This is a genomic window from Niallia sp. 01092 (genome assembly GCF_052318935.1).
Classification (GTDB): domain Bacteria; phylum Bacillota; class Bacilli; order Bacillales; family Cytobacillaceae; genus Niallia.
In genome coordinates this window covers 152,348-171,531 of record NZ_JBQRKO010000005.1, presented here as the reverse complement: position 1 = coordinate 171,531, position 19,184 = coordinate 152,348, and the positions used below count along the sequence as shown (strand labels likewise).

Below are 19,184 nucleotides of genomic sequence, written 5' to 3'. Positions count from 1 at the left end.
ATACAAGGGACGAGAGTTTATATCCCGTGGTACCACCCTAATTGAAGATCTTTATCTTCCACTTTGCAGTTAACGCCTGCTAACGTTTCATTCCTACTGAGGCTATTAAAGCGTGTTCAGAAGAAAACCTAAAGAGTGTTCTTTCATTAAGTCATCATGCAGAAATGCTTGCAGCCTAAGGCATTTCCTCTCTTTTCATGTGTTTCTTAATTACTTTTCTCTATCATTGGTTAATTCATCATAACTTATCCATTGTTTAATAATAATGAGGATATATTTTATTGTCAATAGGCTTTTCAGTTTCTTTCTAATTGTTTTTTCAGCTTTTTAACCGCTTCAAGGGATAATCCGAATTCAGAAGCTAATTCAATTGTTATATTTGATTCTTTTTCCATAAAGTCATGAAGATTAACGCCTAATAATTTTGCATCAATTTGATTTACTGCTGAACTTTTTTCTCCAAATCTCAAGAAAATCACCCTTTATTCTTAAAGTTACTTCTATTTTTCCCTAAGCTTAGAAAAAAATTGCCTCATTTCTTATTTTTATTGTCTAATTTTGAAAATAAATACAAGAAAGTTTTTGAAGGAATAAGTAGTTTAAGGCTAGAAAGGTATGTAAATGAGGTTGTTCAAAACTAGGACAAAAAAATCATTGTTTTTTTTTATTTTTATTTCTACTATTAAAGAAAGGAGGTTCTATTGATTGAATACAAGAAAAAACGTCATTTATTTTCTTCTATCTTTATTGATGATTCTATTTTTTCCTACTATGAAAGGAATGGCGGAAAGCAGCCAAACGGTTAGCTCAGCAAGCATTATTAATATAAGAGAAGGCCCAAATACCGATGCAGCTATTATCGGTCAAATGGAAATAAATACAGAATACCCTATTGTTCAAGAACAATCCGATTGGATCGAAATTAACTTACATACAGGAAAAACAGGCTGGGTCGCTAGCTGGCTCGTTTCAAAAAGCAATTCTGGTGATACTTCAACTACTATTCAATCACAAACAGGTTTTGTGAAAGAAAATGGACTTCGCCTGCGAAATGGTCCCGGAACAAACTACCTTGTAATAAACACACTAAGCAAGGATTCTTCTGTAACTATCCTTTCTGAAAATGGTGATTGGATAAAAATTGAAACAGCAGTTGGGACTGGATGGGTACATAAGGAATTTGTCGAAGTTAATGCGGACACCCCACCTGAGGAAACGGATGTGAGCACGAACACCGAGACCGCAACTGTCTCAGAAAAAGAAATAAATGTTCGGAACAGCCCATCCACCACAGGAGATATTATTGGGAAACTTGCAAAAGATTCGATTGTTCATATTGTTTCTCAACAAGGAAATTGGTCGAACATCCAATATTCTGGAAATTCCGCATGGGTAAATAGTGATTATCTCGATTTTGAAAACAAAAAAGAAGATACTGTTGAAAAAAAATCAAACACAAAAATAGCGATTCTTTATAACGGAACCAATATAAGAAGTAATGCCACTGTTCATTCCAATGTAAAATTAGTTGCTAATAAAGGCGATATTTTTCAAACAATTGGAGAAATCGGCGACTGGTATAAGATAGAATTATCAGATGGGGATGTCGGGTATGTTGCAAATTGGATTGTAAAAGAAGCATCTCATCCAATAAAAGAAGCTAATGCAGAACCGAAAAAAGGCGACTTAAAAGACAAAGTAATTGTCATTGACCCCGGACACGGGGGCAAAGATAGTGGAACCATTGGTATATTTGGCACATTAGAAAAAGACTTAACGATCCGTACTGCTCATTTATTGGCAGATAAATTAAAAGCTGCTGGCAGCAATGTCATTTTAACAAGGTCCAATGATAGTTTTCTTTCATTGCAAAATAGGGTGAATTTAAGCAGCAGTTTACATGCTGACGCCTTTATCAGCATTCATTACGATAGTGTCCAAGACCCTACCATCATGGGAATGACGAGCTATTATTATACTTCTTCTCAAAAAGAGCTGGCAAATGAACTGCATGAAAGCATCATTGAAGCGACAAACTTAACCGATCGTGGTGTTAGGCAAAATAATTATTTCGTACTTCGAGAAAATACTCAGCCTGCCACGTTATTAGAGCTAGGCTACTTAAGCAACGCATCAGAAGAGCAGTTAGTAGCGACCCAAAAGTATCAAGAAACCGTTTCAACTGCCATTTATCAAGGATTGGCAAATTATTTTCAATAAACATTAAAGAGTGCTGTCCCTTTTTATTAGGGACAGTTTTTTCTTTTGATTGGCTCAAATAAACGATAATGTTGTTTATGAGAAGGGAATCTGCGAGACTTTCGCTGAAAAACGGGCTGGCAAGACCCCGCAGTGAGGTACGAGCGAGAAGACTTGCTGGTTCGTCCACGTAAAATGCGTAGATTCCCTGACCTTTTGAAAATTAATGCTGTTTTCGTATAGATTGTTGCTTTTAAACGCCGCAGCCTGCATACACTTCGCTTTCCGTGGGCGAGCGTCGAGCCTCCTCGTCGCATACGCTCCTGCGGGGTCTCGTCTTTCTCGCATTCCCACAGGAGTCTACGTGTATGCAGGCTGCTAAGAAACACTTTTCCAAATGTTTTATGTAAAAAACAACAAACTTTGAAAAAACAACCAAAATTAATAATGGAATTTAACAGAGCCTTTTGATTAGAAAAACCATTAGACTTAACCTTTTATTTGCAAAAAAAAATCGTTTTTTAATAAATTAGCTGCTAGAAGCTAACTTGTCCAAAAAAACGATTTTTTTCCTTGTCTCTTTATTTACTTTCTAAAATTAAGGTCACTGGTCCATCATTAATTAAGGATATATCCATCATACTGCCGAACTTGCCGGTTTCAACGAGTAAGCCTTTATTTCTTAATGCTACATTAAATTCATTATATAAATTTTCTGCATATTCAGGTTTAGCTGCATTCATAAAGTTTGGCCTTCTGCCTTTACGTGTATCTCCATATAAGGTAAATTGAGAAATCGATAAAATTGAACCGTCTACTTCTACAATACTCGTATTCATTTTACCTGTCTCATCTTCAAAAACACGTAAACCTGCTATTTTTTCAGCTAAATACTGAACATCCTCTAATGTATCTTCATGGGTGATGCCAACTAGTAGCACATACCCTTTTTGGATACTTCCGACAACTGTTCCGTCCACTTCAACTTTTGCTTTTTTTGCTCTTTGTAAAACGACACGCATTGTTGTTCTCCTTAATTCATAATTCTTCGTACAAAATATACATCTGGAATTTGTTTTATACGATCGACTACTTTTTGCAGGTGGTTCACATTAAGAATAAAGATTGACATCGTAATAGTCGCCATTTTATTGCGGTCCGATTTACCAGAAACAGCCGAAATATTGGTTTTCGATTCATTAACCGCCTGTAATACTTCATTCAATAAGCCTCTGCGGTCATATCCGCTGATTTCAATATCAACATTATATTCTTTCCGGTCATTTAAATTCGTTTCCCATTCAACTGGAATTAATCGGGCTTTTGCATCTTCTGTATCAATATTGGTGCAATCTGCTCGGTGTACAGATACCCCTCTTCCTTTTGTGATAAAACCAACAATATCATCTCCTGGAACAGGATTGCAGCAGCGTGAAAGACGAATAAGTAAATTGTCGATCCCAGACACGCGAACACCAGATGCTCTTTTTTTATTTGTTGGAAAAGATTTAAGTTCTGCAACCGCATTCGAAATTGTCGCAGTTTGTTCGGCATCCCGTTTTTTGCGCCATTTTTCCGTTAAACGATTCGCTACCTGCAACGCGGTAATTCCATTATAGCCAACGGCTGCAAACATATCTTCTTCATAAATAAAGTTGTATTTTTCCATAACAGCTTTAATGTTTTCAGGGGTTAGAATTTCTTTTAAATCAAACTCCATATTGCGAATTTCTTTTTCTACTAACTCTTTCCCTTTTTCCACATTTTCTTCTTTACGCTGTTTTTTAAAGAATTGTCTAATTTTATTTTTTGCTTGGGATGTTTGTGCTATTTTAATCCAATCTTGACTTGGACCATACGAATGCTTGCTTGTGTGTATTTCAACAATATCCCCGGTTTTTAATTTATAATCAAGGGTAACCATCTTACCGTTTACTTTTGCTCCAATTGTTTTATTGCCAATTTCGGAATGAACTCTATAGGCAAAATCGATTGGCACAGAACCAGAAGGAAGTTCAAACACATCTCCTTTTGGTGTAAAAACAAACACCATATCGGAAAACAAATCAATTTTTAAATTTTCCATAAATTCTTCTGCATTAATTGTATCTTCTTGAAAATCTAAAATTTCTCTAAACCAAGATAATTTTTCATCAAGTGAAGTTCCTTCTTCAGCAGATTTTCCTTCTTTATAAGCCCAGTGTGCAGCAATACCAAACTCTGCGATTCGATGCATATCCGTTGTCCGAATTTGCACTTCTAAAGGGTCCCCTTTTGGACCAATTACTGTTGTATGCAAAGATTGATACATATTTGCTTTTGGCATTGCAATATAATCTTTAAATCGTCCTGGCATCGGTTTCCAGCGTGTATGAATAATACCAAGAACCGCGTAGCAATCTTTAATGCTATTGACAATGATTCGAACTGCAAGTAAATCGTATATTTCATTAAATTGTTTATTTTGAAGAATCATTTTTCGATAAATGCTATATATATGCTTCGGTCGTCCTGAAATATCGGAGTCAATCTTGACTTCATTTGTTCCTTGACGTATTTCCGAAACAACTTCATCTAAATATTGCTCTCGCTCTTCCCGTTTTTTCTTCATTAAATTAACAATACGATAATATTGCTGTGGATTCATATATCGTAATGCAGTGTCTTCTAACTCCCATTTAATCGTTGATATCCCCAACCGATGCGCCAATGGAGCAAATATTTCTAATGTTTCATTAGAAATGCGACGCTGTTTCTCGGCAGGTAAATGTTTTAATGTACGCATATTATGGAGTCTGTCCGCAAGTTTTATTAAAATGACTCGAATGTCTTGTGCCATTGCAACAAACATTTTGCGATGATTTTCCGCTTGTTGTTCTTCATGAGATTTATACTTGATTTTTCCGAGCTTTGTAACGCCGTCAACGAGCATGGCCACTTCTTTGTTAAAGCTATTGCTAATATCATCTAATGTGACATCTGTGTCTTCAACAACATCATGGAGAAAACCTGCAGCAACTGTAGCTGGATCCATCTGTAAATCAGCCAGAATTCCTGCAACTTGAATGGGATGAATAATATATGGTTCCCCAGATTTTCTATATTGTTCACGATGAGCTTCTTTAGCATAGTCATATGCTTGCTGAATAAATGCTGTATGCTCTTCGTTTAAATACCCTTTCGTCTTGTCGATGACTTGTTCGGCGGTTAATACTTGATCATTCGCCATGTAATCACCTTTCATATTCCGTTTATTATTAAAATTTATCATAAAAATTACATTATTTCTATTCTACCAGGAAGTTTTGCTTAGCATAACAACTCTTGCTAGAATAGTGATAATTTTAGAATCATTATTTCTATTATTATTAAAATAAAGAGGCTTGTAAAGAGAATACTGGAAATTTTCTTAAGTAAATAAAAACAATGTCGAAAAAAGTCATTATCTTTATCCAATGACAAAATTATCCATTTAAAAAAAAGCACTGTTTCCAGCGCTCTACTACATAAAAAATTAGTATTTCATTAACGTTAATAAATCATAACCTTGAAGGTTTTTACGGCCTTCCAAATAAGATAATTCAATTAAAAAAGCAATACCTGCAACTACTCCGCCAAGGCTTTCTACTAGTTTAATTGTTGCTTCAATTGTTCCGCCAGTTGCAAGAAGATCATCAGTAATCAACACTTTTTGACCTGGTTTAATCGCATCTTTATGCATTGTCAACACATCTTGTCCATACTCTAACCCATATTCTACTTTAACTGTTTCACGGGGAAGCTTTCCTTCTTTCCTTACTGGAGCAAAACCAACTCCTAAAGAATAAGCAACCGGACATCCAATAATAAACCCTCGAGCCTCTGGCCCAACAACAAGATCAATTTCTTTTTCCTTTGCATAGGCAACAATTTGGTCTGTTGCGTATTTATATGCTTCACCATTATCCATTAATGTTGTAATATCTTTAAATCTAATTCCTGGTTTTGGCCAATCTTCAACAATTGTGACAAACTGTTTCAAATCCATTTTTTTACTTCCTCCTCATTATGAACGGATTTTTTTAGAATAAGATCAAACCAATTTTTTAATTGCTCATATGATGAGTAAATTAAGTCTTTTTCAAGCGTAAACTGTGCTTGCTTCTGTTGAAATGACGGTGACTCTGTCAAATCTTTTCTATCTGTATTCTTATTCAACGAAATAAATCCATTTTCCATTGTAACAAAATTCAACTCAAAAAACACCTTTGTCATAAAAACAATTGTTTCATTACTCCACCCTTGTCTTTTTGCCAGTTCATTTCGATACTTTTCATAATGGAATTTACCTTGTTTGGCTAAAAATCCATAAAACCATTTAAAATGCTCTCTTGTCGGCATCGTGCTAAAATAGTCACTTTGCTGTTTATAAAAGACAGCATAAATTCTTTCTAGTTCTACATTAGATAAAAGCTGCTTGACAATATCTATGTTTTTTGGAAAATCAGCTAACACCATTACTTTTTCTTTGCATGAAAAAGCCGCAGCCTGTTCCATCGTTTCTACAAGGAGATAATTCGGCACTTGCTTTTCCATCTCAGCATTTAACGTATCTTGTTGAAAAAATATCCATATTGAATCTTTTTTTGGGATTTTATCGACTATCTTTTCGACCTGCAAAGCACCGCGATAATCAAAAAGCTGCCAAGTTTTCACCATGATATCTTGAATAAAAATTTGCGCTTTTTTTATATTATTCCATTCATTAATGGATAGCTGTCCTAATATGTCTAGTTTTGCTGATGGAGAAATATGTTCATACAAATCTCCTATTCCAAAACCAATACCATCAAGCTTATCTTCTCCTTGTTTTAATAAGATCTTTAAATGATTTTGATTGGCTCCAATTTTTCGAATGCTTTCCATTTCCGTATTGTTTAACACTACTTTCGGTTTTACATTATCCACGCCAAACGGCGCCAATTGCTGCATTTCTTGAATGGCTTCAAGGTTTAATTCTCCTAATGTAAAGCTGCCGTCTACAGAAGTTAACGGAATGAGATCTTCCTCTTGCAGCTGTTCAAAAGCAAGCCTATTTAATCTTTGTCTTAATTCGTTTACATTCTCTAACTGCAAAGTCATTCCAGCCGCCATTGGATGTCCCCCAAAATGAGGAAGAATATCTCGGCATGTAGACAAGTTTTTATATAAATCAAAGCCTGCAATGCTTCTTGCCGATCCTTTTGCAATCCCTTTTTCTTCATCGAATCCAAGAACAATAGTCGGTCGGTAAAACTTTTCTACTAAACGTGATGCGACGATGCCGACAACGCCAGGGTTCCAGCCTTCTTTTCCAACAATGATGACCCGGTTTTCCTCTAAAGGAAACTGTGATTCTACTTGTTCTACCGCTTCTTCAGTTATTTTATTTACAATGGATTGACGTTCTTTATTGATATCTTCCATTTCTAACGCAAGGGGTCCTGCCATTTCCTCATCATCTGTTAACAGCAGCTCAACAGCAGGATCTGCACTATCAAGACGCCCTACTGCATTAATTCTAGGTGCAATCATAAAACCGATTGTTTCTTCATCTATTGCATTTGCTTCTACATTCATTTGCTTTAGTAAAGCTTTTAATCCAACATTGCTTGTTTGACGCAGTTTTTTGATGCCTCGTTTGGCGATTAACCGGTTCTCTCCCGTTAGAGAAACTAAATCCGCTATGGTGCCAATTGCTGCAAACTGCAGTAAATGCTCAGGAACTTCACCATATAAGGCGTGAGCCACTTTAAAGGATACCCCGACACCAGCCAACTCGTGAAAAGGATAGGTGCTGCCAGGAATTTTCGGATGAATAATCGCATACGCATCTGGTAATTCTGGACCAGGTTCATGGTGATCCGTAATAATCAAATCTACTCCTAATTCTTTTGCAATATTTGCTTCATGGACTGCTGCAATCCCTGTATCTACAGTAATAATTAAATTTATTCCTATACTTGCAGCATAACGAAATGCAGCTTCATTCGGACCATAACCTTCTGTAAAACGGTTTGGAATATAAAATTGCACATTCGCTCCTAAATCTTCCAATGCTTTCATCATGACCGTTGTGCTTGTTACTCCGTCACAGTCATAATCTCCAAAAATTAATATCTGCTCTTCCTTGTTAATTGCAGTGCGAATTCTTTCTACTGCCGTTTCCATATGTAATAGCAAATAAGGATCATGAAATTCTTGATTATGATCAAATAAAAACTCTTGCGCTTCAGCAACCGTTCTAATCCCGCGATTAACGAGCAGAGAAGCAACAAGAGGTGTAATGTTTAATTGTTGTACCAATTCAGCGACAATCGCTTCTGATTGATTATTTTGTGTAATCCATCTTGTTTTTGAACGTAACATATCATCACCCCAATCTAATCATTATACAAGCTGTATCTTATCCTATCAATGGAGAACTCGTTAAAGGGATTGGCTGTTTTCGTATAGATTGTTGCTTTTAAACGCGCAGCCTGCATACAAAAAAGCTGACTCCAAAGATCAATCATTATCGACCTTTGGAGTCAGCCCCATGAATTATTAATTTTCTCCTTCGACTACTGGCTGCATTTCCTCGTATTTGCTTAATTTTTCTTCCAATTCTACTTTTTCTTTCGTAACGGTCTTTAATTTTCGCTGCAAAGAAAAAATTTTTACAATACCCGTTGATCCAATCATTAAGCCTCCAAGCAATACAGAAATCAAAATCACTAATACTAGAGGCCACTCACTTTTCCCAAATAAATAATTTACGGTAACAGGTTCAACATTTATAACAGCAAATACTGCAACAATAATTGCAAATAATATCCCAAATAATAAACTCCATTGTCTTTTCATCTTTCTTCCCTCCCTTAATTGTAAAAAACAGAACCACATTCTTTTTATTGATAAGGATATGGTCCTGCCTTTATAAAGCCCATTAAACTTGAGGCTGATCTGTATTTTTGCGTTTTTCTTTCACCGTAATAAGGACACCTTTTTTCTTCAGTTCCTTCTTCTTCCACACATACCATAATTGTGATGCGATGAAAATGGAAGAATAGGCGCCTCCGATTAAGCCGATTAACAATGCAAGTGAGAAGTTTTTAATTGAATCACTGCCGAAAATTAATAATGCAGTAACACAGATAACAACCGTCAACACTGTATTGATAGAACGGGCAAATGTTTGCCTTAAACTTCTATTAATTATGTCTTTAATTTCCTGGGCAGTTTGAATACGTTTTTGCTTCGCTAAGTTTTCTCTAATACGGTCGAATGTAACAATCGTATCATTGATCGAATAACCAACAATCGTTAATACAGCCGCAATAAATGTTATATCTACTTCTAGTCTTGTAAAGCTGAAAATAACGACTATAAAGAACGCATCATGCAGCAAAGCGATTACGGCAGCAAGTGCCATATATATTTCAAAACGAATCGTTACATAGATAATGATGCCAATAGAAGCATACAACAGTGCATAAAATGCATTTTTAGCAAGTTCTTTACCTATAGTAGGTGAAACAGTGCTTATATTCGGCTCATGTCCGTACGTATTCTTTAATTCCGTTTTTAATTCGGCAATTTTATCTTTACTAAGATCTCCTTTAATGCGAACAGCGCCAACTTGCTGATTTTCTCCAGACACCACAACATCATCTGCTGTAATACCTACTTTTTTCAGCTCTTGTTTTAATTCTTCTGTCGTCAACGATTTATCTGCCATAATTTCCAAACGGGATCCGCTTGAAAAATCAATGCCTAAATTTAATTTAAACACAAATAGGATGATAATACCTGCCGCAATCAATACACCTGAGATGGCGAAAAAAATGTTTTTATATTTAACAAAATCGATACGATCAAATTTTGTCGGCAATGTTAATGTGTCATAGTTTTCATTAATATCTTTTATATCTTTTCGATTCACACCGAACCATGTTGGCTTTTTATTAAAAGCTTTGCTGTTTACTAACAATCCAAGCAATAACCTTGACCCGTATACCGCTGTAATAAAGCTGACAAGGATGCTGACAATTAATAATGTAGCAAACCCTTTAACAGAGCTTGTCCCATATGCAAATAGAACGACAGCAGCTAAAATGGTTGTCAGATTTGCATCAAAAATAGTCGACAGCGAGTTTTTATTCCCTGCCTGGAAAGCAGCACGCAGCGATTTGCCGACACGCAGTTCATCCTTAATCCGTTCATACGTGATGATATTGGCATCGACTGCCATACCAACCCCGAGAATCAATGCTGCTATCCCCGGCAATGTTAATACACCATTCATTAAATCTAATACAAGAAGATTCAAATATACGTAAACCGTAAGTGTAATAACCGCAATAAGTCCTGGCAAACGGTAGTATAGAATCATAAATAAAAAGACAATTCCTACCCCAACGATGCCAGCAAAAACCGTATCTTTTAATGCTTGGTCACCAAATTGTGCCCCTACACTTGTTGAATATTTTTCATCAAGCTTTACAGGCAATGCTCCTGCATTCAATAAATCCGCTAAATTTTTTGCTTCTTGAACCGTAAAGTTTCCTGTAATAGAAACGGTATCTTGGTTAAATACTTGACTAACTCCTGGTGCAGATAAGTATTTAGGATGTTCTTTTGTTGATTCCTCCTTAAAGGAATCGCCTTCTTCATAATCCATCCAAATAACAAGTGCACTTCCTAAAACTTTTTGCGTCACATCATTAAACTTGCTTGCACTTTTTAGCTTAAGCGACACACTAGGTTTTCCATTTTGATCAAAACCTTGAGAAGCTCCACCTTCGACAAGATCAGATCCATCCATTAACTTCTTGTCATTGACATCACGAAAAGAAAGATTGGCTTCTGTTGAAAGAATCTCCCTTGCTTTGTTTTGATCTGTTACACCAGCAAGCTGTACTCGTATCCGATCTTCGCCTTCAACTTGAATGCTTGGTTCACTTACGCCTAATACGTCTACCCGTTTATTAAGAGCTTGTGCAGTACTGGTTAGAACATCTTTCGTTATTTTTTGCCCGCCCTCAATTGGCGTTACTTCATAAAGAACTTCAAATCCCCCTTGAAGGTCTAATCCTAATTTAATATGATTTAAAATATTTTTTGTTGTACCGCCCATTAAGCCGACACAAAGTAGGATAATTAACAAGAAAGCAATAATTCTACTTCTTTTTACCATTATGTATTGATCCTCCTCAAAGATAAACAAAAGATGACTTTTTTTAAACTTAACAATAACTAACTATTATTATGTTCATGAATTTATTATTTTTTACTATGTAATATGAATATAGTTACATTTTTGTCATTACAAACGCAAGCCATCCTACTGAAGAGGAAACATCACCTCTATTTCATGACAGGATGGCTACAGATATAACTTTAGTAGTTTCTCAAAAAAGACAGCAAATTAAAACTTCTCATTTGTTTCCTTTTTGAATACACACTTTAAAATGTAAACTTGAAGTTAAGCAGCTATTGTCGGGTCAATCATAATCAAGATATAGTTTTCAATCAATCACTATTTTGTTTATGGAATACCCCCATTATGAAACAGATTAAGATAGCTGTCAATTTGTTCAAAAAAATATCATAAAGTGGCCCTTCTATTGACGGAGGTCTTACTACCTATATATACAGGAAAATAACCTACTTACTTTAGCAATTCTTTTTTCTCTTCTTCTGATAATACAGAAAAGAAATCTTCCATCTTATATGCTTCAATAGTAGTAAAATTCATAAATTCTCCGATTTTCACATGTAATATATCCTGTACCAAAATAAACATTCTGCCGCTATCGGAAGGTTTTTTCCACTTTTTCTTTGTTAAGTAAAACCATAATTCATCTTCTGTTATCGTTTCATATCCTAGTAAATGAAATTCTTCTAATTTACTTTTTAACACAGGTTGCAGTTCTTTTCGATAATGATCATATAAATGCGCTGATGACATACTACAACAGCTCCTCTGTTTATTTAATCAGTCTGATCAAACACGTTCACTTTTTCATTACTTTCCAATTCATATACATTGCCCTTATAACAACTCTTTCTATAAGACAAACAACAAAAAATCATCATTCCTTGTCATGCTTTGTCCACTTTATTGCATATAGTTAATTGTATAGCATGAATCGCAATTTGAGAAGGCAGGGAATTAAATGTCTAAGTTTTTAAAAGGAACCATGATTTTATTAGTAGCAGGATTTATCACAAGGGTACTAGGATTTATTAATCGCATCGTGATTGCAAGATTTATCGGGGAAGATGGCGTTGGCTTATATATGATGGTATATCCTACGCTTATCCTTGTCGTAACCATCACTCAATTTGGACTGCCTGTTGCAATCTCGAAAAATGTTGCCGAGGCTGAGGCAGAAGGAAATAATCGAAAAGTCAAATCCATATTAGTTGTATCATTAGCTACTACATTAGCTCTTACTGTTTTGTTTACACCTGCTTTATTTTTGCTTGCCCCTTATTTATCACATACTTTATTTACAGATCCTAGAACATTGCAGCCGCTCATAGCAATTTCACCAATTATACCTATTATCGCTGTTTCATCTATACTAAGAGGCTATTTTCAAGGGCGCCAAAATATGCGGCCAGCTGCGACATCACAAGTCATCGAACAAGTCATCCGCATTACCCTTATAGCAGCTCTCACAAAAGCATTTTTACCGTTTGGCATTGAATACGCCGCTGCTGGCGCCATGTTAGCATCTGTGCTAGGGGAACTAGCTTCCTTGCTTTTTTTATTAACATCTTTTAAATGGAAAAAATCATTTCCTTTTCGGAAAAAATTTTTTCAGTATGTCGTAAACGGAAAATCGACCTTTCAGGAATTGATGCAAGTTGCTCTGCCGACAACTGGAAGCAGATTAATCGGAAGCATTGCCTGGTTTTTAGAACCCATTGTTGTGGCACATAGTTTATCAATAGCAGGTTTAACAGCGGTTAATGCAACAAAACAATATGGTGTCTTAACAGGGTTCGCCCTTCCTTTATTAATGCTGCCGTCTTTTTTTACCCAATCGCTTTCCACTTCCCTTGTTCCTGCGATTAGTGAAGCGAAAGCAAATAATCAATATGAAAAAATCGATTATTTATTGCAGAAGGCGCTTTTATTCACTTTTATGACAGGAGGTCTTGCCGTCGTTGTTTTGTTTGTGCTGGCAGAACCACTGATGTCCGTTATGTATCATAGTTCAAGAGGAACAACTTTTATTCAGCTAATGGCACCTTTTTTTATTTTAAATTATTATCAAGGCCCTCTTCAGGCAACACTTCAAGCACTTAATTTTGCCCGTGCTGCTATGATCAACAGTTTTATCGGGGCTGCTGTGAAGACAGCTGTAATTTTATTTTTAGCCAGCCGCCCTGAATTTGGAATATACGGAGTTGCCATTGCTTTAATTGTTGGGTTTGTCCTTGTGACTATGCTTCATTTGGCAACCATTATAAAAACAATCAGCTTTTCCATCTATGTGAGAGATTACATAAAAATGATGTTGATTATCTTTGTTACCGGTTATATTGGGACAAAGTTAACGAACATGATTTCCATTATGTCCTTGCCGGTTAAAGTAATCATAATTACCTGCATCATAAGCATCATTTATTTATTTCTATTATTGATTTTTAACTTAATAAAAAAAGAAGATTTAAAGAAATTCCCGTGGATTGGTCCCCTTTTTGCTTAATTCATCTATTCTGTGGACTAGTCCCTATACTTGTTCAGCAAAAGCTTCCTTTATTATTTTGGCTGTTTTCTCAAAGATTATTGTTTTTTACGAAAAAAAATGGGAGAAGAAGTACTCAGCAGACTGAATACACGTAGACTCCTGTGGGAATGCGAGAAAGACGAGACCCCACAGGAGCTTATACGACGAGGAGGCTCGACGCTCGCCCACCGGAAAGCGAAGTGTATTCGGGCTGCGAGTTTATAAGCAACAATCTATACGAAAACAGCCATTATTTTTTGATTCTATTTTTCAAAATGGTGAATATGCTTGTACTAGAATGCATAAAGAGAGTTTGGAAGGGAGAGGGTTACAATCGAAGAAAGTAAACATGTTGGAAGCGCCGTTTTATATGGGCTGATTTCCATATTTATTCTGTTAATTACAAGCAGTATCATATTTTCCTTACTATTAAGATTTACATCTCTGCAAGAATCTTCACTCCAGTACATCATTACTGCTGTCTCATTTATTACTTTATTTTCTGGTGGATTTATTTCTGGTGGGAAAGGAAAGCAGAAAGGCTGGTTTCTTGGAGGGGTAACAGGATTAATCTATTCTGTTATTGTGTTTTTATTCACGTATTTAGGTCTAGATCAGCTATTTACAGCAGAACAGTTCATCTATCATATATGCTATACGTTAATATGCATGATGGGCGGCATTTTAGGAGTAAACCTCTCAAAAAGCAGTTCCATATAAGAAAAGCAGCAGGAGTCCCTGCTGCTTTCTGTGCTTTATTAAGCCTTATCTAATACAGGACTAGAAGCTGGTGTTACATCACGAACAGCATTACGATCGTATGTAAGACGGCTGCCATCTCCGCATTTGATAACAACTGTACCTTCATTAATTGCATCTACAATACCATGAAGACCTCCGATTGTTACCACCTTGTCCCCTTTTTTCAGTTCACTTTGCATTTGTCTCACCGCTTTTTGGCGTTTTTGCTGTGGACGAATTAACAAAAAGTAAAACAGGACAAAGATTCCAATAAATGGAGCTATGCTAATAAGTTGTTGCATCTATTTCCCCTCCTTTCAACTTGTTTTCTATTTAGAAGTTTTTAGCGTTCGGTTTATTAAATCCATAACGTTCAAAAAATTCTTCTTTGAAGTCACCTAGTCGATCTTCGCGGATCGCTTGTCGGACATTCACCATTAAGTTTAACAGAAAATAAAGATTATGGTAAGATGTAAGTCGAATTCCGAATGTTTCGTCACATCGTATCAAGTGACGAATGTATGCACGACTATAATTTTTACAAGTATAACAGTCACAATTAGGGTCTAATGGACTAAAGTCTCTTGCGTATTTTGCATTTTTTACAACCAACCGGCCTTCACTTGTCATCACCGTACCATTTCTTGCAATTCTTGTTGGAAGCACACAATCAAACATATCAATTCCACGAATAGCGCCGTCAATTAACGAATCCGGCGAGCCTACTCCCATTAAATAGCGAGGTTTATTATCTGGCATTAATGGTGCCGTAAACTCTAATACTCGGTTCATCACATCTTTTGGTTCTCCAACCGATAACCCGCCAATAGCATAGCCAGGAAAGTCTAAAGAAACTAAATCTCTTGCACTTTGTTTTCTTAATTCTTCGTATTCCCCGCCTTGAATAATGCCAAACAACCCTTGGTCTTGCGATCTCTGATGTGCCTTTAAACAGCGCTCTGCCCATCTGGATGTTCTTTCGACTGATCTCTTCATATAATCATATTCAGCTGGATACGGAGGGCACTCATCAAATGCCATCATAATATCAGAGCCTAATGCATTTTGAATTTCCATCGCTTTTTCAGGAGAAAGGAATAACTTGTCTCCATTTAAGTGGTTGCGGAAGTGTACACCTTCTTCTTCAATTTTGCGAAAATCGCTTAAACTGAATACTTGGAACCCGCCTGAATCTGTTAAAATTGCTTTATCCCAGTTCATAAATTTATGCAGACCACCAGCTTCTTTAACGATTTCATGACCTGGGCGCAGCCATAAATGGTACGTATTACTTAAAATAATATTGGCGCCCATTGTTTTTAAATCTTCTGGAGCCATTGTTTTTACCGTTGCCAATGTTCCTACTGGCATAAACGTAGGTGTTTCAAAAGATCCGTGGGGAGTATGGACGATTCCTAATCTTGCTCCCGTTTGTTTACACGTTTTAATTAATTCATAGCGTATTGCTGTCAATGTGTTTTCTCCTTTAATCATCTCTAATTTTCTTACCTAATTATACAAGCTATTGAATAAACATCGCATCCCCAAAACTGAAAAAACGGTATCTTTCTTTTACAGCTGTTTCGTAGGCATGTAAAATATTTTCCCTGCCGCAAAGTGCACTTACGAGCATAATAAGCGTAGATTTAGGAAGATGAAAGTTCGTAATCATCCCGTCTATTCCTTTAAATTCATAGCCTGGATAAATAAAAATATTCGTCCACCCGCTTTTTTCTACAAATACGCCATCATTTGCTGATGCAATCGTTTCTAGTGTTCTCGTCGACGTCGTGCCTACAGAAATAATTCTGCCGCCTTCTGCTTTTACTTTATTTAATAACGTTGCCGTTCCCGCTGTTAGCTGGTAAAATTCCGCATGCATTTCATGGGCATCGACATCATCAACACTTACTGGCCGGAATGTCCCTAAGCCAACATGAAGTGTAATAAAAGCAATATGAACACCTTTTGCCTTTAACTCCTCTAATAGCGCTTCTGTAAAATGCAGTCCTGCCGTTGGAGCCGCAGCAGATCCCCTTTCTTTTGCATAGACTGTTTGATATCTGTCTTGATCGTCTAATACTTCTTTAATATACGGAGGAAGAGGCATTTCTCCCAGCTCATCTAATATTTCATAAAAGATGCCGTCATATTGAAAATCAAGAATTCTGCCGCCATGTTCTAATTCTTCTACACATACCGCCTTTAATTTGCCATTCCCAAAGGAAATAACCGTACCAGCTTTTACCCGTTTAGCTGGCTTCACGAGTGTTTCCCATTGATCGCCTTCTTGCTGCTTTAATAGCAGAACCTCAATATGAGCGCCAGTTCCTTCTTTTTCCCCATATAGTCTTGCTGGAAGTACTCTTGTATCATTTAAAACAAGACAGTCTCCCGGATTTATATAGTCGATTATATCTTTAAATTTTCGATTGATTAGGCTGCCAGTTGTTTTATTAACAACCATTAGTCTGCTGCTCGTTCTATCCTCTAAAGGCGTTTGGGCAATCAGTTCTTCTGGCAGATAAAAATCAAATAATTCTACTTTCAATCTTGTCACCTGTTTTCTCTTATTTCTTTGGCTATTTTCGTATAGATTGTTGCTTTAAGCGCGCAGCCTGCATACACTTCGCTTTCCGTGGGCGAGCGTCGAGCCTCCTCGTCGCATACGCTCCTGCGGGGTCTCGTCTTTCTCGCATTCCCACAGGAGTCTACGTGTATGCAGGCTGCTAAGAAAAACTTTTCTAATGTTTTATGTAAAAAACAACAAACTTTGAGAAAACAGCCATTTCTTTTTAATCGGTTTCATCTTTTATATGAAAATGTTCATATACGAGATGCGTAACTACTCTTCCTCTTGGCGTTCTTTGGATAAAGCCAATCTGTAATAAATAAGGCTCATACACATCTTCAATTGTATGTGCTTCTTCTCCAATTGTAGCAGCAATCGTTTCCAGCCCAACCGGACCGCCTTTAAATTTATGAATCATCCCCATTAATAATTTATGGTCAATATGATCCAAACCTAAACGGTCTACTTGCAACAGCTCTAAAGATAAATGGGAAATATCTTTCGTAATGCTTCCATCCCCTTTTACTTGGGCGAAGTCTCGCACCCTGCGCAGCAAGCGATTGGCTATTCTCGGTGTCCCTCTTGACCGTCTGGCAATTTCCCAAGCTGCATCGTCATTTATTTCCGTTTGCAGCACTTCTGCCGTTCGCTCGACAATATCTTTTAATTGCTCTTCCTTATAATACTCTAATCTGCATAATACACCGAAACGATCTCTTAAAGGAGCGGAAATAGACCCAGCCCGTGTTGTTGCGCCAACAAGGGTAAATGGAGGCAAATCAATGCGGACAGATCGTGCATCCGCTCCTTTGCCAATCACGATATCTAAACAAAAATCTTCCATTGCCGGGTAAAGCACTTCTTCAATTGATCTTGGCAAGCGGTGAATTTCATCAATAAAAAGGACATCTCCTGGTTCTAATGCCGTCAATATTGCAGCCAAATCGCCTGGACGTTCAATTGCTGGTCCTGCCGTCGTCCGTATATTTACGCCCATTTCATTAGCAATGATAGTAGCTAATGTTGTTTTTCCGAGGCCTGGGGGACCATATAAAAGAACATGATCCAAGGACTCTTCTCGCAATCTTGCCGCTTTAATAAAGATTTCTAGATTGCTTTTCACTTTTTCTTGTCCAATATATTCTTTTAAACGAACTGGCCGTAAGCTCTGTTCAAACGATACATCTTGTACATCCGCTTCCCCTGAAATAATCCGCTCATCCATATCATTCTCCCCCCTCATTCAAAGAAATCAAAATTAAAATAAGATCTTTTTTGGGTGAGTTACGATTTATTTTAAAAGTAGTTGCAGCGCCAATTTAATATATTGATCGGTTGTTAACTGCTCGTTCTTTAACTTTGGTGTAATCCTTTTAATTTCTCTATCGGAATATCCAAGTGCTGATAATGCCAACAATGCTTCTTCCAACGCTGCTGAGCCCTCTTGCTTTTTCGCAGCAATCTCTGCAGTAAAGAGATTGGGAATGAAATCTGGCATAATATCTGGAAGTTTTCCTTTTAAATCGAGAATCATTTGTCGTGCCGTTTTTTTTCCGACACCAGGAAATTTCACTAAAAATGCTTCATCTTCATTCTCAATTGCTGTTATCACTTGCCCTGGCTCACCTGATGCCAATATCGCCAGCGCACCTTTTGGACCAATTCCAGATACATTCAGCAGCTTCGTAAACAATGTTTTTTCTTCTCTTGATCGAAAACCATATAAACTAATAATATCTTCTCTCACATAATGATAGGTAAAAACCGTATTGTCTTGCCCAATTAAAGCAGAGAAGGAAAAAGGATTTGGCGTTTTTATCTGATAGCCAACCCCATTATTTTCAAGCACTATGTATTCTGGTCCTACATAATCTATCTTACCTTTAATATATTCATACAAAATTTTTTCGCTCCCCTTTTAAAACCTA

General features: G+C 36.7%; 16 protein-coding genes and 1 other annotated feature. Of the genes, 3 read left to right on the top strand and 13 right to left on the bottom strand.

The window, feature by feature from the left end:
- Window positions 1-2 precede the first annotated feature (2 nt).
- Window positions 3-236 (bottom strand) — a binding site (T-box leader).
- Window positions 237-296: 60 nt separating this feature from the next.
- Window positions 297-479, bottom strand: a complete 183-nt coding sequence (locus ACTXGU_RS06935; RefSeq protein ID WP_443480764.1) for a hypothetical protein — start codon at window positions 477-479, stop codon at window positions 297-299.
- A 226-nt stretch (window positions 480-705) separates the two neighbouring features.
- Here ACTXGU_RS06935 and ACTXGU_RS06930 point away from each other — a divergent pair, with 226 nt between their 5' ends.
- On the top strand, window positions 706-2,220 hold the full coding sequence (locus ACTXGU_RS06930; protein ID WP_443480763.1) for an N-acetylmuramoyl-L-alanine amidase: 1,515 nt from the start codon (window positions 706-708) through the stop codon (window positions 2,218-2,220).
- A 560-nt stretch (window positions 2,221-2,780) separates the two neighbouring features.
- On the opposite strand, the gene dtd is transcribed toward ACTXGU_RS06930, so the two are convergent.
- From dtd to ACTXGU_RS06895, 7 genes are all read right to left on the bottom strand, one after another.
- Complete coding sequence (gene dtd, locus ACTXGU_RS06925) at window positions 2,781-3,221, bottom strand: D-aminoacyl-tRNA deacylase (protein ID WP_443480762.1); 441 nt, start codon at window positions 3,219-3,221, stop codon at window positions 2,781-2,783.
- A gap of 11 nt (window positions 3,222-3,232) precedes the next feature.
- Window positions 3,233-5,428: a RelA/SpoT family protein gene (locus ACTXGU_RS06920; RefSeq protein WP_443480761.1), complete on the bottom strand. Its 2,196-nt coding sequence runs from the start codon at window positions 5,426-5,428 to the stop codon at window positions 3,233-3,235.
- A gap of 285 nt (window positions 5,429-5,713) precedes the next feature.
- Entirely contained in the window at window positions 5,714-6,226 is a 513-nt protein-coding gene (locus ACTXGU_RS06915; protein WP_443480760.1) for an adenine phosphoribosyltransferase, read from the bottom strand.
- Window positions 6,217-8,586 carry a single-stranded-DNA-specific exonuclease RecJ gene (gene recJ / locus ACTXGU_RS06910; protein ID WP_443480759.1) on the bottom strand — a complete coding sequence of 790 codons (2,370 nt, stop codon included), beginning with the start codon at window positions 8,584-8,586 and terminating at the stop codon, window positions 6,217-6,219. The genes ACTXGU_RS06915 and recJ overlap by 10 nt, the downstream gene beginning before the upstream one ends.
- 177 nt (window positions 8,587-8,763) lie before the next feature.
- Window positions 8,764-9,063 carry a LapA family protein gene (locus tag ACTXGU_RS06905; RefSeq protein WP_443480758.1) on the bottom strand — a complete coding sequence of 100 codons (300 nt, stop codon included), beginning with the start codon at window positions 9,061-9,063 and terminating at the stop codon, window positions 8,764-8,766.
- An 82-nt stretch (window positions 9,064-9,145) separates the two neighbouring features.
- Window positions 9,146-11,395: a protein translocase subunit SecDF gene (secDF, locus tag ACTXGU_RS06900; protein ID WP_443480757.1), complete on the bottom strand. Its 2,250-nt coding sequence runs from the start codon at window positions 11,393-11,395 to the stop codon at window positions 9,146-9,148.
- A gap of 474 nt (window positions 11,396-11,869) precedes the next feature.
- Window positions 11,870-12,169 carry a post-transcriptional regulator gene (locus ACTXGU_RS06895; protein ID WP_443480756.1) on the bottom strand — a complete coding sequence of 100 codons (300 nt, stop codon included), beginning with the start codon at window positions 12,167-12,169 and terminating at the stop codon, window positions 11,870-11,872.
- A gap of 208 nt (window positions 12,170-12,377) precedes the next feature.
- Between ACTXGU_RS06895 and spoVB the strand changes: the two genes are divergently transcribed.
- Both spoVB and ACTXGU_RS06885 read left to right on the top strand, forming a co-directional pair.
- The gene (spoVB, locus tag ACTXGU_RS06890; protein WP_443480755.1) at window positions 12,378-13,922 is read left to right on the top strand and encodes a stage V sporulation protein B; all 1,545 of its coding nucleotides are present in this window, start codon (window positions 12,378-12,380) and stop codon (window positions 13,920-13,922) included.
- 354 nt (window positions 13,923-14,276) lie between these two features.
- Entirely contained in the window at window positions 14,277-14,663 is a 387-nt protein-coding gene (locus ACTXGU_RS06885; RefSeq protein ID WP_443480810.1) for a TIGR04086 family membrane protein, read from the top strand.
- A gap of 38 nt (window positions 14,664-14,701) precedes the next feature.
- Here ACTXGU_RS06885 and yajC read toward each other — a convergent pair whose 3' ends face one another.
- From yajC to ruvA, 5 genes are all read right to left on the bottom strand, one after another.
- Window positions 14,702-14,986, bottom strand: coding sequence for a preprotein translocase subunit YajC (gene yajC, locus ACTXGU_RS06880; protein WP_443480754.1), 285 nt, complete (start codon window positions 14,984-14,986; stop codon window positions 14,702-14,704).
- A 31-nt stretch (window positions 14,987-15,017) separates the two neighbouring features.
- The gene (tgt, locus tag ACTXGU_RS06875; protein ID WP_443480753.1) at window positions 15,018-16,157 is read right to left on the bottom strand and encodes a tRNA guanosine(34) transglycosylase Tgt; all 1,140 of its coding nucleotides are present in this window, start codon (window positions 16,155-16,157) and stop codon (window positions 15,018-15,020) included.
- 49 nt (window positions 16,158-16,206) lie between these two features.
- On the bottom strand, window positions 16,207-17,235 hold the full coding sequence (queA, locus tag ACTXGU_RS06870) for a tRNA preQ1(34) S-adenosylmethionine ribosyltransferase-isomerase QueA (protein WP_443480809.1): 1,029 nt from the start codon (window positions 17,233-17,235) through the stop codon (window positions 16,207-16,209).
- A 244-nt stretch (window positions 17,236-17,479) separates the two neighbouring features.
- Window positions 17,480-18,481 carry a Holliday junction branch migration DNA helicase RuvB gene (gene ruvB / locus ACTXGU_RS06865; protein ID WP_443480752.1) on the bottom strand — a complete coding sequence of 334 codons (1,002 nt, stop codon included), beginning with the start codon at window positions 18,479-18,481 and terminating at the stop codon, window positions 17,480-17,482.
- Between the two features lie 66 nt (window positions 18,482-18,547).
- Complete coding sequence (ruvA, locus tag ACTXGU_RS06860; protein ID WP_443480751.1) at window positions 18,548-19,156, bottom strand: Holliday junction branch migration protein RuvA; 609 nt, start codon at window positions 19,154-19,156, stop codon at window positions 18,548-18,550.
- Window positions 19,157-19,184 lie beyond the last annotated feature (28 nt).

Bases quoted from the DNA above. Each gene is read 5' to 3' on its own strand.
- dtd (WP_443480762.1), bottom strand. From the start codon at position 3,221: ATGCGTGTCGTTTTACAAAGAGCAAAAAAAGCAAAAGTTGAAGTGGAC.
- recJ (WP_443480759.1), bottom strand. From the start codon at position 8,586: ATGTTACGTTCAAAAACAAGATGGATTACACAAAATAATCAATCAGAA.
- spoVB (WP_443480755.1), top strand. From the start codon at position 12,378: ATGTCTAAGTTTTTAAAAGGAACCATGATTTTATTAGTAGCAGGATTT.
- ruvB (WP_443480752.1), bottom strand. From the start codon at position 18,481: ATGGATGAGCGGATTATTTCAGGGGAAGCGGATGTACAAGATGTATCG.
- yajC (WP_443480754.1), bottom strand. From the start codon at position 14,986: ATGCAACAACTTATTAGCATAGCTCCATTTATTGGAATCTTTGTCCTG.
- ACTXGU_RS06905 (WP_443480758.1), bottom strand. From the start codon at position 9,063: ATGAAAAGACAATGGAGTTTATTATTTGGGATATTATTTGCAATTATT.
- secDF (WP_443480757.1), bottom strand. From the start codon at position 11,395: ATGGTAAAAAGAAGTAGAATTATTGCTTTCTTGTTAATTATCCTACTT.
- ACTXGU_RS06915 (WP_443480760.1), bottom strand. From the start codon at position 6,226: ATGGATTTGAAACAGTTTGTCACAATTGTTGAAGATTGGCCAAAACCA.
- ACTXGU_RS06895 (WP_443480756.1), bottom strand. From the start codon at position 12,169: ATGTCATCAGCGCATTTATATGATCATTATCGAAAAGAACTGCAACCT.
- ACTXGU_RS06920 (WP_443480761.1), bottom strand. From the start codon at position 5,428: ATGGCGAATGATCAAGTATTAACCGCCGAACAAGTCATCGACAAGACG.